The 15101-nt window shown below is 32.3% G+C and carries 15 protein-coding genes; 10 read left to right on the top strand and 5 right to left on the bottom strand.

The genetic code is table 11. From position 1 onward, the window contains the following. Positions 1-2 precede the first annotated feature (2 nt). From AC23MC_RS04890 to can, 4 genes are all read left to right on the top strand, one after another. Complete coding sequence (locus AC23MC_RS04890) at positions 3-482, top strand: Dps family protein (RefSeq protein ID WP_487567366.1); 480 nt, start codon at positions 3-5, stop codon at positions 480-482. A 66-nt stretch (positions 483-548) separates the two neighbouring features. Further along, complete coding sequence (locus tag AC23MC_RS04885) at positions 549-836, top strand: hypothetical protein (RefSeq protein ID WP_487567367.1); 288 nt, start codon at positions 549-551, stop codon at positions 834-836. 73 nt (positions 837-909) lie between these two features. Then, on the top strand, positions 910-2508 hold the full coding sequence (locus tag AC23MC_RS04880) for a SulP family inorganic anion transporter (RefSeq protein WP_487567368.1): 1599 nt from the start codon (positions 910-912) through the stop codon (positions 2506-2508). Positions 2509-2538: 30 nt separating this feature from the next. Beyond that, positions 2539-3174 (top strand): carbonate dehydratase, encoded by a 636-nt coding sequence (gene can, locus AC23MC_RS04875; RefSeq protein WP_487567369.1) that lies wholly within the window; start codon positions 2539-2541, stop codon positions 3172-3174. 30 nt (positions 3175-3204) lie between these two features. Here can and AC23MC_RS04870 read toward each other — a convergent pair whose 3' ends face one another. Then, positions 3205-4398, bottom strand: a complete 1194-nt coding sequence (locus AC23MC_RS04870; protein WP_487567370.1) for an LETM1-related biofilm-associated protein — start codon at positions 4396-4398, stop codon at positions 3205-3207. An 84-nt stretch (positions 4399-4482) separates the two neighbouring features. Beyond that, entirely contained in the window at positions 4483-5571 is a 1089-nt protein-coding gene (locus AC23MC_RS04865; protein WP_487567371.1) for a M42 family metallopeptidase, read from the bottom strand. 86 nt (positions 5572-5657) lie between these two features. On the opposite strand from AC23MC_RS04865, the gene AC23MC_RS04860 reads away from it, so the two are divergent. Together AC23MC_RS04860 and AC23MC_RS04855 are read left to right on the top strand one after the other, a co-directional pair. After that, on the top strand, positions 5658-6353 hold the full coding sequence (locus AC23MC_RS04860; RefSeq protein WP_487567372.1) for a DUF4294 domain-containing protein: 696 nt from the start codon (positions 5658-5660) through the stop codon (positions 6351-6353). Positions 6354-6398: 45 nt separating this feature from the next. Continuing rightward, positions 6399-7334, top strand: coding sequence for a TerC family protein (locus AC23MC_RS04855; protein WP_487567399.1), 936 nt, complete (start codon positions 6399-6401; stop codon positions 7332-7334). Positions 7335-7878: 544 nt separating this feature from the next. Here AC23MC_RS04855 and AC23MC_RS04850 read toward each other — a convergent pair. After that, positions 7879-11181 carry a T9SS type B sorting domain-containing protein gene (locus AC23MC_RS04850; RefSeq protein WP_487567373.1) on the bottom strand — a complete coding sequence of 1101 codons (3303 nt, stop codon included), beginning with the start codon at positions 11179-11181 and terminating at the stop codon, positions 7879-7881. Positions 11182-12192: 1011 nt separating this feature from the next. Between AC23MC_RS04850 and AC23MC_RS04845 the strand changes: the two genes are divergently transcribed. The 4 genes from AC23MC_RS04845 to AC23MC_RS04830 are packed head-to-tail and all read left to right on the top strand — an operon-like array spanning position 12193 to position 13849. Beyond that, positions 12193-12948: a hypothetical protein gene (locus tag AC23MC_RS04845; protein ID WP_487567374.1), complete on the top strand. Its 756-nt coding sequence runs from the start codon at positions 12193-12195 to the stop codon at positions 12946-12948. A 36-nt stretch (positions 12949-12984) separates the two neighbouring features. Next, positions 12985-13383: a DUF5675 family protein gene (locus tag AC23MC_RS04840; protein WP_487567375.1), complete on the top strand. Its 399-nt coding sequence runs from the start codon at positions 12985-12987 to the stop codon at positions 13381-13383. A 27-nt stretch (positions 13384-13410) separates the two neighbouring features. After that, the gene (locus tag AC23MC_RS04835) at positions 13411-13671 is read left to right on the top strand and encodes a hypothetical protein (protein WP_487567376.1); all 261 of its coding nucleotides are present in this window, start codon (positions 13411-13413) and stop codon (positions 13669-13671) included. Continuing rightward, positions 13664-13849 carry a hypothetical protein gene (locus AC23MC_RS04830; protein ID WP_487567377.1) on the top strand — a complete coding sequence of 62 codons (186 nt, stop codon included), beginning with the start codon at positions 13664-13666 and terminating at the stop codon, positions 13847-13849. Before AC23MC_RS04835 ends, AC23MC_RS04830 begins: the two co-directional genes overlap by 8 nt. 126 nt (positions 13850-13975) lie before the next feature. On the opposite strand, the gene AC23MC_RS04825 is transcribed toward AC23MC_RS04830, so the two are convergent. Next, positions 13976-14548, bottom strand: coding sequence for a hypothetical protein (locus AC23MC_RS04825; protein ID WP_487567378.1), 573 nt, complete (start codon positions 14546-14548; stop codon positions 13976-13978). A 37-nt stretch (positions 14549-14585) separates the two neighbouring features. Beyond that, entirely contained in the window at positions 14586-15053 is a 468-nt protein-coding gene (locus AC23MC_RS04820) for a hypothetical protein (RefSeq protein ID WP_487567379.1), read from the bottom strand. Positions 15054-15101: the final 48 nt, after the last annotated feature.

Here is a 15101-nt window from a genome sequence, read left to right as displayed (position 1 = left end):
AAATGAAAACGAACAGTTTAGGTTTAGATGTTAAGAAAACAGAGGTTTTAGCAGCCGAATTAAATATTTTATTAGCAAATTTTCAGGTGTATTATCAAAATTTGAGAGGATTGCATTGGAACATTAGAGGTAAACGATTTTTTGATCTTCATATCAAGTTTGAGGAATTGTATAACGACAGTCAATTGAAAATTGATTTAATTGCCGAACGAATTTTAACGTTAGGCGGAAGACCATTGCATACTTTTGAAGATTACATCAAAAACAATAAGTTATTTGTTGGTAAAGATATTTCGAAAGATGAAGAAGCTGTTAATTTGATTGTTAGTTCATTAGCTCAATTGTTGAAGATAGAAAGAGTAATTTTGAAACAGTCAGACGAAGCAGGGGACGAAGGAACAAATTCGATGATGAGTGATTTTATTAAGGAACAAGAAAAAACAATTTGGATGATGAAAGCTTGGTTAGAAGAAGAAATATAGTTAAATTTATTTTAAATTATAAAACTTAATTCGGAATCAATTTCTTGAAAAACTATATTTGCCACAATGAAGGCTGTTGTTTACATAGTTATTTTATTATTTGTATCATTTTTATCATTGCCTACAATTGTAGGTCTATTGGATAATAATGATACAGATATTTCCATGGTTTATAATATGTCTGAAGAAGAAGAAGTGCATAAAACATTTAGTTTAAAGGAAGCTCTTAAAACATCTAAACAAGTTTTTTCGCTTCGTTTTGAAATGCCTCTTTCTAAAAAAATTGTTGTTGAGAACCATATTCAATATGATTCTGTTCTAGAGGAAATTTTTTCTCCACCTCCCGAAGTATAATAATGAAATAATCTCTGTTAACCAACGGAGATAATAGTTTTTGCTATCCATTCATTATTATTTTTAAAGTTCAATGACAAAAAAAACCAATCTTTTAGGTCACCTAAAATCAGATTTTGCATCCGGTTTGGTGGTATTCTTAGTAGCTCTTCCTTTATGTTTAGGAATTGCTTTGGCTTCCGGAGCCCCACTTTTTTCCGGAATTATTTCAGGTGTAATCGGGGGTATTATCGTCGGATTTTTAAGTAAATCTCACATAAGTGTTACCGGACCCGCTGCAGGTTTAACTGCAATTGTTTTAACCGCCATAACCGATTTAGGTGCCTACAATATTTTTTTAACGGCAGTAATTATTGCTGGTTTATTACAATTGATTTTGGGATTTGTAAAAGCAGGAAGTATTTCCAATTACTTTCCCACCAATGTAATTGAAGGAATGTTAGCGGGTATTGGTATTATAATTTTCCTGAAACAAATTCCACATGCCGTTGGTTATGATAAAGTGACCGAAGGAGATACTTCTTTCTTTGAAAAAGGAGGTTCTAATATGTTTGAGACTATTATTGATGCGTTTAATTACATCAATTACGGTTCAATTATAATTACATTAGTAGCTTTAGCTATTTTGATTTTATGGGATAAAGTTCCTTTCTTAAAAAACTTAAAATTAGTTCCGGCAGCTTTGATTGCTGTTTTTTCAGGAATTATCATCAACGAAATTTTTATTAGAACCGGAAGTCCGCTACAAGTATCAAATGATCATTTAGTTTCGTTGCCAACACCATCTACTTTTTCTGAATTTCAAGCCATGTTTGTACTTCCTGATTTTTCTATATCTGTACTCACTAATATAAATGTCTGGATAACAGGTGCTACTATCGCTATTGTTGCTTCAATTGAAACTTTACTTTGTATAGAAGCATCAGACCGAATGGATCCTTACAAAAGATATACCGACACCAATGTTGAATTAAAAGCTCAAGGTTTTGGTAATTTATTAAGCGGCTTAATTGGCGGATTACCAATGACTTCGGTTGTAGTACGATCTTCTGCAAATGCAAATGCCGGAGCAAGAACAAAAGCTTCTGCCATTATTCATGGATTATTGCTAATGATCAGTGTGTTGACTATTGCTAAGTTTTTAAATAAAATTCCATTAGCTACATTAGCTGCTATTTTATTACTGATAGGATATCGTTTAGCAAAACCTTCCATCTTTAGACATTTTATAGAAAAAGGAAAATATCAATATATTCCATTTATTGCAACCGTTTTAGCAGTTGTATTTTTAGATTTACTTTGGGGAGTAGGAATTGGAATGGTTATAAGTATCATCTTTGTTTTAATTGGAAATTTCAAAAGAGCATATTCATTTAGAAAAGAAGAGTATCACGATGGAGATGTGATTCACATAGATTTGGCACAAGAAGTTTCCTTTTTAAACAAGGCGGCCATAAAAAATACACTAAATAATTTACCCGAAAATTCAAAAGTTATTATCAATGCGTCAGATACGGTATATATTGCCCATGATGTATTGGATTTGATTGAAGAGTTTCAAGAAATCAGAGCAGTAGAAGATAATATAACAGTGAGTTTAGTTGGTTTTAAAAAAGCATACAACTTAGATAATATTAGCGAAGGACAGCACGTAACATTAAAAAAAGAATAAATTTTAAATAAAAAAAAATAATATAAAACAATGAGTGATTTTTATAAAAAGATATTAGAAAACAACAAACAGTGGGTTGAAAATAAATTAAAATTAGACCCGAATTTTTTTGAAGGATTATCAAAAGGACAAAGTCCACCGCTGTTATGGATTGGATGTTCAGATAGTCGAGTTCCAGCAAATGAAATAATTGGTGCAGCTCCCGGAGAAGTTTTTGTACACAGAAACATTGCAAATATGGTTGTTCATACCGATATGAATATGCTAAGTGTGCTGGATTATGCGGTAAATGCTTTGAAAGTACAGCACATTATTGTTTGTGGACATTATGGTTGCGGTGGTGTAAAAGCTGCCATGGGAAATAGTTCTATTGGTGTAATTGACAACTGGATTAGACACATTAAAGATGTATATCGTTTTAATCAAGCCGAATTAGATGCTATTGAAAATGAAGAGGAACGATTCAATAAATTTGTAGAATTAAACGTAAAAGAGCAAGTATTCGATTTGGCTAAAACATCCATTGTTCAATCGGCTTGGAAATCAGGACAAGACTTAACAATTCACGGATGGGTTTACGGATTGAACTCCGGTTACGTAACCGATTTAGGAGTAAACTTCAAAAATAACGATGAGTTAGACGAAGTTTATCAGTTAAAATTTTAAATGTAAAGCCATCTTCGGATGGCTTTTTTATTAATCCAAATTCTCATTAAAAGCCGAAGGAAGCATTTGCGGAATAAATTTTATTAAAATAGGTAAAAGCAAGCTTCCCCCCGGTAGCAAAAAAATTGTTAATGATGGAATTGTTTTGCAAACATCCAGCAATTGCTTTTTCATTCGTTTTTTTTCATTGGCGTCTAATTCGCGAGTAGTTGAAGCAGCGAGAAGTTTTACCAAATCTTTGCTATCTATCAATTCTTTATGCAAACGTTTTTTATTTCGCGAAATAAGCATAACAACGCTTTGCGTGGTTTGGTCATAAAAATGCTTAATTGGGTTGGAATAGTTAAAATACGGAATATCATCTCGGTATTTCTTTATAAATTCATCAATAACCGTTAAGCTTTCTATAATATAAAAGCGTTCTAATTTTAAAATTGAACCTAAATCATATAAAAAAGCCACTTCATTTTTCTCCATTTTTTCATCACTCCAAATCGCCATTCCTGTCAAATCCATCACATAATATTTTTCTAAATCGGTTTGAAGGAAATCTAAATTCAACGCATTCAAATCACTAATCTTGAATCCGGAAAATTTGGTGTAGCGAACTGAAGTTTCAAACAATTTTATCAATAAATCATCATAATGCGATTTGTTTGATTTTGTAGTTAATGAAAGCGTTACAACTCCCACAATAATTTCTTCCAATTTTTGAATATAACCTTTGGTTAATTCGCCATTTACCAGATAATTATGAAAAGCTAAAACATCAATAAACAAAAGGGCATTAGTAACAATATGTGAAAAATTCTTGCTCACAATGTTATCGTTCGTTTGAACTCTGGAATCAATGATTTTTTCTAATTGAAGGGCTTTGCTTTCCGATGGTAAAATCTTTTTAAAAAATGAAAATCCCTTCGGATGCATGAGATTATAAAAATCCAACGTCAAATCGATAAAATTCGATTTTTCAGGATTTTTTTCAGTTAACTGATAAATGCCAAAAAGAGTATTCAATAACGCAACTTTAGAAACTTCCTCAGATGTCCAACCTTGCATCGATAAAGGCTCAAGCGTATCAATACTCACAACATGACCGTATATAAACCCAGTCTCTCTTGTTCTACAATAAAAATCCTTTGTGTTGTATAAATAAGGAGAATTCAACAAATAATATTTGCTAAAAAATTTATCTACCCAACCTTGTGCAGAAGGATTAATCATTGTTTCAATTTTTATGCAAAGCTATAGCTTTTAAAATAAAAATTCCCGAAAATTACAGTCGGGAATTTTAAATTTCAGTTATTTTTATTTGAAGTAAGAGAACGTTTCATTATTCTCAATTTTCAACAAGGTTTCATAAATTAATTTAATCACGTTTTCCACATCATCGCGATGAACCATTTCCACGGTAGTATGCATGTACCTAAGTGGCAACGAAATTAAAGCCGAAGCAACTCCACCATTACTATACGCAAATGCATCTGTATCTGTTCCTGTAACTCGAGAAGAAGCCAAACGCTGAAACGGAATTTTCTTTTCTTCTGCTGTGTTAATGATTAATTCGCGTAGATTATTTTGCACAGCAGGAGCATACGTAACAACAGGACCTTTTCCAATTTGAGTTTCACCTTCAATTTTTTTGTCAATCATTGGAGTAGTGGTGTCGTGACAAACATCGGTTACTATAGCAACATTTGGTTTGATGGTTTTGGTAATCATTTCGGCACCACGTAAACCAACTTCTTCCTGAACAGAATTGGTGATGTATAATCCAAAAGGCAATTTCTTTTTGTTTTCATGCAATAATCGGGCAACTTCGGCAATCATAAATCCGCCCATTCGGTTATCGATGGCACGACAAACAAATTTATTTTCGTTCAACACCATAAATTCATCAGGATAAGTGATGACACAACCCACATGAACGCCCATTTTTTCCACTTCTTCTTTGGTAGAACAGCCTAAATCGATAAATAAATTATCAATACGAGCTGTTTCTTCTTTGCCACGGTTTCTTGTGTGAATGGCAGGCCAACCGAAAACTCCTTTTACAATTCCTTTTTTGGTATGAATGTTCACGCGTTTTGAAGGTGCAATTTGATGATCGGAGCCACCATTTCTGATGACATAAATTAATCCGTTATCGGTGATATAATTCACATACCACGAAATTTCATCCGAATGACCTTCTATCACAACTTTATAAGGAGCATCGGGATTTATAACGCCAACAGCAGTTCCATACGTATCAGTAATAAACGTATCAACATACGGTTTTACATAGTCCATCCAAAGTTTTTGACCCTCTGATTCATAACCGGTTGGAGAAGCATTATTTAAATAATTTTCTAAAAAGACGAGCGATGATTTTTTTAGTATGGTTTTTGCAGACATAGATTTTGTATTTTTTTGCTAAAATATAAATAAGATAACACAGTTATAGTATAAATCTTTACTTTTGATTTTTATTTATGAGAAAAATGAAACCCAATTTACTAGTTTTAGTATTTTTTATCGTTACAAGCGTAACTTTTGGTCAGGAAACTAAGAAAGATTCTACCGTAATTTACTATTTAATTGAAAATGATTCTGTGTTAAGAACTTCTCTCGATTTGGAGGAAGTTGTTGTCACCGGAAAAAAATCAAACAAAGAGGATGAAGATCGCAAAAAATTTCTTTTGCTACAACAACGTGTGCTGAAAGTTTATCCTTATGCCAAATTAGCTGCCGATAATTTGACTAAATTGAATCAAAACATGGGTAAATTTAAAACAGAAAGAGAAAAAAAGAAATATTTTAAGATTGTAGAAAATTATCTTGAAAATGAGTTTGAAGAACAACTAAAAAAATTATCTCGAAAACAGGGGCAAATTCTAGTAAAACTCATTCATCGTCAAACAGGAAAAACAACTTACACATTGGTCAAGGATTTAAAAAGTGGTTGGAAAGCTTTTTGGGCAAGCAATACAGCTAAAGTTTTTGATATCGATTTAAAGGAAGAGTATGATCCATTTGCAGTTACTGAAGATTTTCTTATTGAAAGTATTTTGATAAAAGCTTTCAACGAAGGAAGATTACAGCGTCAACCACCTGCAAAATTTATTGATTATACTGAACTTTCCGCAACTTGGAAAGACAAAGTTCAAAAAGCAAAGGACAAACAAGCTGAAAATTAAATTTTTTTGATTCAGATTCTTGACTACATTTACACAAAAAAAGATATGACTGTTTGGATTATTTTTATTACTTGCATTTTATTGTTTTTAGCCTTAGACTTGGGCGTTTTTAATAAAACACCACACATAATCAGTTCAAAAGAAGCTGGCGTTTGGACCGGTATTTGGGTAACTATGTCTTTTATTTTTTCCGGAGTTGTTTATTGGCTATATCAAAATCAGCATATTGCAAATCCGGAAAATTATGAGCCAGCAATTGCTTCAATGAAATTCATTACCGGATACCTCATCGAATTATCTTTGAGTGTGGATAATATTTTTGTAATAGCCGTTGTTTTTTCATCTTTTAAAATTCCACAAAAATATCAACACAGAGTTTTGTTTTGGGGGATTTTAGGTGCAATTGTATTTAGAGGTCTTATGATTTTCTTTGGTGTGATTCTAATTAATAAGTTTAGTTGGATGACTTATATTTTTGGTCTCTTTTTATTGTTTACAGCCGCTAAAATGTTGTTTAAAAAAGACGAAGAACAATTTAATCCTAAAAAATCTTTCATTTATCGCAATCTTAGAAAAATAATGCCAATTACTATGCACATGGATGGGGAGCATTTTTTTGTAAAACGCCGACATATTACTGCTGCTACGCCACTTTTTGTTGCTTTAATAGTAATTGAATTGATGGATGTTTTGTTTGCATTAGACAGCGTTCCTGCAATTTTAGCCATTACACCAGATCCATTTTTAGTTTTTAGTTCTAACATATTTGCTATTCTTGGTTTGCGATCGATGTATTTTTTCCTTGCTCACATGCTCAACAAATTTGCTCATTTAGAATACAGCTTGATTGCAATTCTAACATTTGTGGGTATAAAAATGCTGTTGGTTCATCATTTTAAATTTCCTGAGTGGTTTTCACTTGGTTTTATTGCTCTTGCTTTAGGTTTAGGAATTGTTGTTTCTCTTAGAAGTAAAGACTAGAATGAGTTGAAAAATAACCTTTTATCGATTTTATTTTCCTATTAACAGAATTATTTTTTTTAACTAATTCACTCGCTTACTTTTGAATCACCATAAGTTAAGTAGGTTAAGTTTATGGAATAAATTTGGGGCAAAAAGGGTGAAAGTGATTTCACCTTTTTTTTTGCGATTAACTGAACAAAAAAAAAGACTTTTGAATACAAAAGTCTTTTTACGTGTAGTGGTTTTTGGTTTTTGGAATTATATAAAAAATATATTTCGTAAAAAAACGAAATACAGATGATATAATAAAAAAAGGGGATTTTTTGCTTTGGAAAATCAAAGTTATAAAATTAAATTTAAATAGCATAAAAAAAGCTCCTCAAAAAAGAGGAGCTTCTTCCCAAATTTATTCTTAACCCTATAAAGGTAACTTAAAATCAAAGATAAATAAAACAATAAGGCTAACCAACTAAAAAAGTGCATTTTCGACGAAATACACTAATTAACAGTTTGTTAAGATTTTTTTTTGATTAACAGTTCAACTGTAATTTGAATATTCGGATTATCGTTTTAAACTAAAATGACCTCTATGAACACGCCCGTCGTTTCTATAAATCATAAACCAATAGTCTGTTGAAAACAATGGTTGACCATTAAATGTTCCATCCCAGCCATTGCTTTTTGAATTAAAAACGGTAATTAATTTTCCATAACGATCAAAAATGTGAACGATGAAATCATCTTCTAAAACAGAATTTTTAATAAACCAAGTTTCATTATATCCGTCACCATTTGGCGTAAAGAATTTTGGATAATATAAAAGCCAAACCGATTCCGTTAGAGTTCCACAGCCAATTGTATCTTCAACATATACAGTATATAGACCAGGCAATAAGTTAGTAAAAGTATTTTCAGTTTGATAATTTATACCATCAATAGAATAGGAATGATAGCCATTGTTATTAGAATTCACCGTTATAGAATTCTGATTTTCTGTCCAATCAACGGTAGTAATCGATTCAATTACCGGAGGTTCTGATATTGAAATTGTAATTTCTTTAGTATCATCGCAAACCAAAGTTGAATTGCTATAACTTGTGCTTGCTGTAACAGAAATATTTGAAATTCCAATTGTTGAAGTTGAAAATGAATTTCCAATTGATCCATCAGACCATTGATAAACCGTGTTAGGTGATGGATTACTGATTGTGATGGTAAAAGGCAATTCGTCACAAAATAAATAATTTGAATTTAATCCGATAGATGGAATTTGTCCAACAAAAACATCAAATGGTTTAATTTCATAACAGGAGGGAAGCAAATTGAGAATTATTCTTGTATAAATGGTTTGCAGATTTGAAACCGGATTGAAATTGCTTGGATTTGTTATTGCATTGGTATTTTGTTGGGCATCTAGTAAAGTGGTATGAAATGTTACCGTGTAGTCATCCAAGTCATCCGGATTTATCATTGTTGCAATTTGATTAGATAAATTAAAGCGTTCATTATTACTAATCAAAGGAACACAAACTGTCATATCATTAGGGTCAAGACTATTGATTATAGATTTTAAAGTATTTAAGTCAAACACTTGCGTCTTAATATTTCCACACACATCTTCAATCTGAACTGTGTATAAACCCAATGGCAAATTGTAAAAAATAGGTGAAGTTCCATTATCAATATTAATTATCGCACCATCTTTTAGAATTAATTTATATTGAATTGGTGCTTGTCCGATTGCATTAATAATAACATCTAATGTGCCGTTGTCTGTGCACGGAGAGCGGTTAATGTCTATAATTTCTATTGCACCACTGTAAACAAAACTTGGACTCAAGATTTCTACACAAACCTTATTTGCTTGTGTTTGAGCTGTAATTTCATTTCCGTTTTTATAGGAATCAAATTTTCTTACAATTCGGAATTCTCCGTTATAAACAAAATTAAAATTAGTGTTATTGTTTATTAATACAATTGAATTTGTTGTGTTTGGCTGACTACCGGGAGTATATATTTCATTTGTCTCGGGATGTCCCCAACTATCAGTTTCCGGATCAATTAATTTTTGAAGCCAAAACGATTGACCGGTTGTTCCATTACTAAGAAAATTTAAATTTACATCAAATGAACCACAATTATAAATTGGATTAAAAGTAGTGTCGGTTATAACATATTCATTCAAATTAACGGTCATAGAATTGAAAAAACCGCATTCGTCGTTAACTTCAAATGTATATTCTCCGGGTGGTAAATTATTCATAAAAAACACACCATCATTTGCAGTAATAAACTCTGTTGCATCAAAAGGAATACTTTGTGCAAATGAGTTTGGGGCTGATGTGATAAGTATGTTTGTAATACTTGCATTATTACTGTCTATTCGAATGGATGTTTTACCAATTTCGCATCCAACGCGTTCAGTGTGTTCTAAACCTTGGTTTTCATAAACAGGTACTTCAATATCTTTAAGCTCATACGAAATACTACATTCATCAATAATGGTAATATCATAAAACCCAATGGGAACAGGATCTAATCGAATAACACCATTTACTATTTGATCTGTAATATCATGCGGAAGCGGAAATGGATAATCTGATGGTGCTACATCGACTGTTGCTCCTGTGATTTCATTTATAGGAATAGCAATTCTAATAAATCCATTATTTTCATAACACCCATTGTTTCCTGTTGTTATGTTTGGAACAATTATATTTGGAATGATTGAAAAGTTTATGTTTTGACTTCTTCCACAAAAATCTGAAATTGTAAAACTATAATTTCCTAGCGGAACCAAATTAGTAGTATCTCCAAAAACAATAGTATCTGAATTAAAAGGACCCGGATAGTCTGTATTAAAATTCCCGGGTATAAAACCCGAGGGAACTGACGTAAAATTTAATTGAAAAGGAGGAGTTAAATTGGCAGTATTTATCGTAAAATAGTTATTGTCGCAAGGTAGTCTGTTTAATGTAACTGAGGCAGAACTGGTTAAATTAGCCGTAAAATTTTGAATAAAAGTGGAACCACAATTATCCGTGATTTCCATACTATATGAAAAATTAGTTGAATTATAGTTGGAAAATGTTTCACTGATAGACGATTGTGAAAGATCTCCAGAAAGAATAGTTCTGTTGATGGTATAACTAGGTGATCCATCCGGTGGAAAAACGGTGTAAGTAACTTGTAACGGATAGGCAATTGAAGTTCCAACATCAGGTAAAATTGAATTTGTAATCACGGTTAAATTACATGAAGGAGGATTGGTATTACTTAAAACCGGATTGCCTATTGTCAAACCCGATGGAGAATAGGTTACTGTAAATGTGGTTACAATTCCAATACCACACACATCAAAAACGCGAATAGTATACGTGCCTTCAGGTAAGTTAGAAAAAATATTGGAAGTTTGAGGTGCAATTAAAACCGGCCCGGCAGTAATTTCAAAGCTTGAAGCTGTTCCGGAATTTATGTTTACAGTTACATTACTCACGTCGCTACACGATTGATTTAGATAACCAACAGAATAAGTAAGTTGTACAAAAGTGTTTGTAATAGTAATTGTATTTTGTTGTGTTGTGGTTTGATTACCTATAGTTTCTGTAGCTACAACCAAATACTCACCAGCAACGAGACCATTAATCAAAGGAACTGTTGGCGTGGCATAAGGAACTGAAGTTGTTGGCAATTTAAACACAACAAAAGTGATAGTTCCGGCAGAATCGGGGTTAGAAATTAAAAATTCAATTGAACCATTACCGGGACAATTTTCATTAGTGCCAACTAAATCAAGTTCAAAAGCAGAAATGAAATGAACGCTTAATAAAAACAATAGTGATATAAATATTTTTAAAATGTTCATTTTCTGTGGTTTAATAATTCTGTAGTGCTTGTACTTGTTTTAGAAAAAAAATCTTAAAAAAAGAAGAAAAACGAAATTTAAATTTATTTTATAATGAATCAGTTAATATAAATTCTTTTCATAAAGATAATCAACAATCAAACCAGATAATTTTAAATAAATATTAATTTTCAACAAATTTCAGTAAAGAGTACTTTATGAGGATATTAATATATAAAAATACTGATTTTTTAACTAGATATTGTTCTTCAGTTCATAAAAGAGTTAATTATTTTTCATAAAAAAAACCGACTAGTTTCCTAATCGGTTTTTGGCGGAGAAAGAGGGATTTGTATTTCCTTTAACTTTCCTTTATTTATAAGCAATTCTGCTGATTAAAAATTCTAGGGTCTCGATTTTGAACCTCAAAAAAACAAACTTTTTGACAAATCTTATTACACAAATATAGGAAATATTTGTTAGATAGATGTTCAAAATCTATACAAGTTATATGCTAATTAACCAATAATCAATGGTTCTACCTGGTCATATTTTAAACCAGTATATTGACAGAACTCTTCTATGCTCACGAACTCATTATTAAGTTTAGAGAGGTCTTTTCTGATCTTTAGGTGCAGTCTAATACTCTGCCGGTAGGACTTGCCTGTAATGCGTTGTATGTCCTTCGGGTAGATGCATATGCGTTTTGCTTCATTTTTCATACATTATCCTTGGTTTTGACTTGGCTATGATTAGTCTTTGGGTTAGTCTTACTGTTTTTGTTCAGAATTTAAAGTTAGTAAAATTCTATTTAAGATTTGCTGCTGCAATTTACTTAACTATTTACTGTTTTTTGAGTGACATTTTTACCACTAGGTGACATTTATACCATTGGGTGCCATATGGTACAGTGCGATAGCTTGACTTTTTGGTTTAAGTGTAATCTTTGTATCGAAATCAATCAAGAGGGTTGCAACCAGGTTTGGATTGAGGGTGTGTGAAAATGATTTATGAACTAAAATTTTTTGAGTTATGGCTAGACAGAAAGGCATAATTAAGTTGAGAGGTACTATCGGGGATATTACCTTTTATAAGACTCAGGACGGGCACTTGGCGAAAGAAAAGAGTGCTATTGAAGCAAGTAGAATCAAGAGTGATCCTGCGTTTCAAAGAACGCGAGAGAATGGAGCGGAGTTTGGTAGAGCGGGTGCTGCAGGAAAGATTTTGAGAACTTCTTTGAGAGCATTGCTTTTGAATTCTGCGGATAGCAGAATGGTGAGTCGATTGACGCAACGAATGATGAAGGTGATTCAGGCGGATGCGGTGAACGAAAGAGGTTTGCGAAATGTGATTGATGGTGAAGCGGAGTTGCTTACCGGGTTTGAGTTTAACATTCGTGGTAAGCTTGGAACAAGTTTGTATGCTCCATTTACAACCAATATTGATCGTGCGGCGGGAGAATTGACAGTAGATCTTCCTCCTTTTGTGCCAGCGAATATGATTGCCGCTCCTTCCGGGACGACACATTTTAAGATTATTTCTGCAGGTGCAGAAGTTGATTTTGAAGAAGAGACATTTGTGGTGAGTAATTCTGAAACGGCTATTTTACCATGGAATGCTGCTCCGACGGTTGCTATTAATCAGTTGAATGCGGTTACTGCTGCCAGTACTAAACCCTTGTTTTTGGCTGTTGGTTTGGAGTTTTATCAAGAGGTGAATGGTCAAATGTATCCGTTGAAAAATGGAGCGTTTAACCCTCTTGCTATAGTGCAAGTAAGTGGTCTGTAATCGGAAGTTAGTCTTAAAAAATCAGACAACTAAAGTATGGTTTTAGTACTAACAAGAACTTATTTCCCTGATGGAACCAACGGGAAACTCGAATGTGAGGGCAAATTGATTTGTAATACGATTAAATTGCCTTGGAGGAACAACGAAAAGAGAGTTTCCTGTATTCCGGAGGGGGAATATTTTATTGAGAAACGATACAGTGTGAAATTCAAATGGCATTTGCATGTTTTGGATGTTCCGGAAAGGAGTTTTATTTTGTTTCATTCTGCTAATGATGCACAAAAGGAATTGAATGGCTGTATTGCACCGGTAACGAAGTTATCGGGTCCGGGTTTAGGACTTTTATCGCGACAAGCTTTTGATAAATTAAAAGAATTGGTTTATAAAGCTTTGGAAAATAAAGAGTCTGTTTTATTACTTGTACAATCTGCCTGATTTATTCAGGTTTAAATTTTTGAGATTATGAATGTAGTTACGCGAGCGAAAGCTCCAACCCCTAAATTCTTTAAGGTTTTGCGGACTATTGGCCTAACATTGTTAGGGATTAGTGGTTCTATTATAGCTGCTCCCGTTGCTTTACCTGCAGCTATTGTAACTGTAGCCGGTTATGTTGCGGTAGCTGGTGGCGTTTTGTCTGCAGTTAGTCAAATTACGGTTGATGATGCTGCTAAAAAGGAAGCTGAAGAAGCTTCGGATGAACATGCGGATGAACCAGATGGCTAATTTTGACAGTACGCTATCTCTTAAGATGGGTACGATTGGAGGAACTTTGTTGAGTATGGTTCCGAATATTGACTCGGTGGATATTTACCGAACCGTAATTTTAGCCGTAGTAGGAGCAACAGCCAGCTTTTTTGTTACTTTGTTATTGAAATGGCTGACAAAATCTAAAGAAAAGTGAATTTTATGTTTTAGTTGAGATACTGAAACAAGTTCAGTAAAAATTCGGTTTTGATTGGTAACCTTTTCCGAATTACAAGAAAGCCTGATCGCGAGACCAGGCTTTTTTTTGTTTATTTAGTAAAAATTATATTTCGATGTTATTTCTCCAATTATCTACTATGAACTGGAATTTATTTTGGCCAGCTGGAACTCTTGCCGCTCTGCTTGGTGAAACTAATTGAATTTTATTTTGAATCAAATTAACTTCTTTAACCCAATTTAATAATTTTTTGCCTTTACCCCAAGTAGTGTAGATTTTCACATCCGGATTGTTATTAATAATTTCTTGTATACTATTTGTATTATATACTCTAGCAACACGTTTGTTAATAATTTTTGAATCAGAATAACCATTTCCAGTAATGTCGTCAGGGTTTATTTCTAATTCATTAAATTCAACCTTAGAAATCATATCCATGCACGCAATGCCATGTAGTATTAATTCTTTTTTAAATTTACCAAAGTCATTATCTAATAAATATCTAAAATTAACATCAAAAATTTCAGATAATACATCCCATGTATAATTAGATTGACGAGCATAAAAATATCGAACATTCTGACCACCGTGTGGATTAAAAGTGCCTAAAAACAAATATTTTAAATTCCAATTAGGATAAAAAATATCGTCATTTACTAATTGATGTTCTACAATCATATTTATAAAATTTATGGGTTAATAATTAAGTTAAAAATTAGACTTCACCACCAAATGTAATTTTACTGAACCATTCTAAAACTGGGGCTTCATTTCTCATATTGAGCTGAAAGTCAAAGTTTTCAATATATTCTGCTTGGTTGTTATATTCGTAATGCAAATTTAAACTACCGTGTGTGATATATTTTTTTCCGTCGACGAAACTTCTTAAGATATAAAACCATGATTCAGTTAGTAAAATATAGATTTTAGTATCGTTGTCCTCTATGATTTCATATAACTTTTCATAGTCCAAAACAATTAAAAATTTTCGATTGAGTAGCTGAATTTCAAAACAGCAGATGGTTTCAATGCCACCATTAATTATTTGCTTTTCAATGAAAACTATTCTCTGGTGTGTTAGTTTATTGGTAGAATTGATAATTTTTCTATTCTTTCCTTCATAACTTGTATTAAATTCACCGTGTTGATTGGCCGGTTTATGAATTATAATAAGGTTTATCATTTGTGATTGTTTATATTTTATAAAAACTAAAGTTATATTTTGTAGGAA

Source organism: Flavobacterium sp. T50_26, assembly GCF_057652995.1.
The sequence above is the reverse complement of the archived record's forward strand: the minus strand, read 5'-3'. Positions and strand labels throughout refer to the sequence as shown.

What these genes read in the sequence shown, in the direction of transcription:
- AC23MC_RS04835 (WP_487567376.1), top strand. Translation starts at nt 13,411, where the DNA reads ATGAATGTAGTTACGCGAGCGAAAGCTCCAACCCCTAAATTCTTTAAG.
- AC23MC_RS04890 (WP_487567366.1), top strand. Translation starts at nt 3, where the DNA reads ATGAAAACGAACAGTTTAGGTTTAGATGTTAAGAAAACAGAGGTTTTA.
- AC23MC_RS04840 (WP_487567375.1), top strand. Translation starts at nt 12,985, where the DNA reads ATGGTTTTAGTACTAACAAGAACTTATTTCCCTGATGGAACCAACGGG.
- AC23MC_RS04830 (WP_487567377.1), top strand. Translation starts at nt 13,664, where the DNA reads ATGGCTAATTTTGACAGTACGCTATCTCTTAAGATGGGTACGATTGGA.
- AC23MC_RS04860 (WP_487567372.1), top strand. Translation starts at nt 5,658, where the DNA reads ATGAAACCCAATTTACTAGTTTTAGTATTTTTTATCGTTACAAGCGTA.
- AC23MC_RS04825 (WP_487567378.1), bottom strand. Translation starts at nt 14,548, where the DNA reads ATGATTGTAGAACATCAATTAGTAAATGACGATATTTTTTATCCTAAT.
- AC23MC_RS04845 (WP_487567374.1), top strand. Translation starts at nt 12,193, where the DNA reads ATGGCTAGACAGAAAGGCATAATTAAGTTGAGAGGTACTATCGGGGAT.
- AC23MC_RS04865 (WP_487567371.1), bottom strand. Translation starts at nt 5,571, where the DNA reads ATGTCTGCAAAAACCATACTAAAAAAATCATCGCTCGTCTTTTTAGAA.
- AC23MC_RS04885 (WP_487567367.1), top strand. Translation starts at nt 549, where the DNA reads ATGAAGGCTGTTGTTTACATAGTTATTTTATTATTTGTATCATTTTTA.
- AC23MC_RS04850 (WP_487567373.1), bottom strand. Translation starts at nt 11,181, where the DNA reads ATGAACATTTTAAAAATATTTATATCACTATTGTTTTTATTAAGCGTT.
- can (WP_487567369.1), top strand. Translation starts at nt 2,539, where the DNA reads ATGAGTGATTTTTATAAAAAGATATTAGAAAACAACAAACAGTGGGTT.
- AC23MC_RS04870 (WP_487567370.1), bottom strand. Translation starts at nt 4,398, where the DNA reads ATGATTAATCCTTCTGCACAAGGTTGGGTAGATAAATTTTTTAGCAAA.
- AC23MC_RS04855 (WP_487567399.1), top strand. Translation starts at nt 6,399, where the DNA reads ATGACTGTTTGGATTATTTTTATTACTTGCATTTTATTGTTTTTAGCC.
- AC23MC_RS04820 (WP_487567379.1), bottom strand. Translation starts at nt 15,053, where the DNA reads ATGATAAACCTTATTATAATTCATAAACCGGCCAATCAACACGGTGAA.
- AC23MC_RS04880 (WP_487567368.1), top strand. Translation starts at nt 910, where the DNA reads ATGACAAAAAAAACCAATCTTTTAGGTCACCTAAAATCAGATTTTGCA.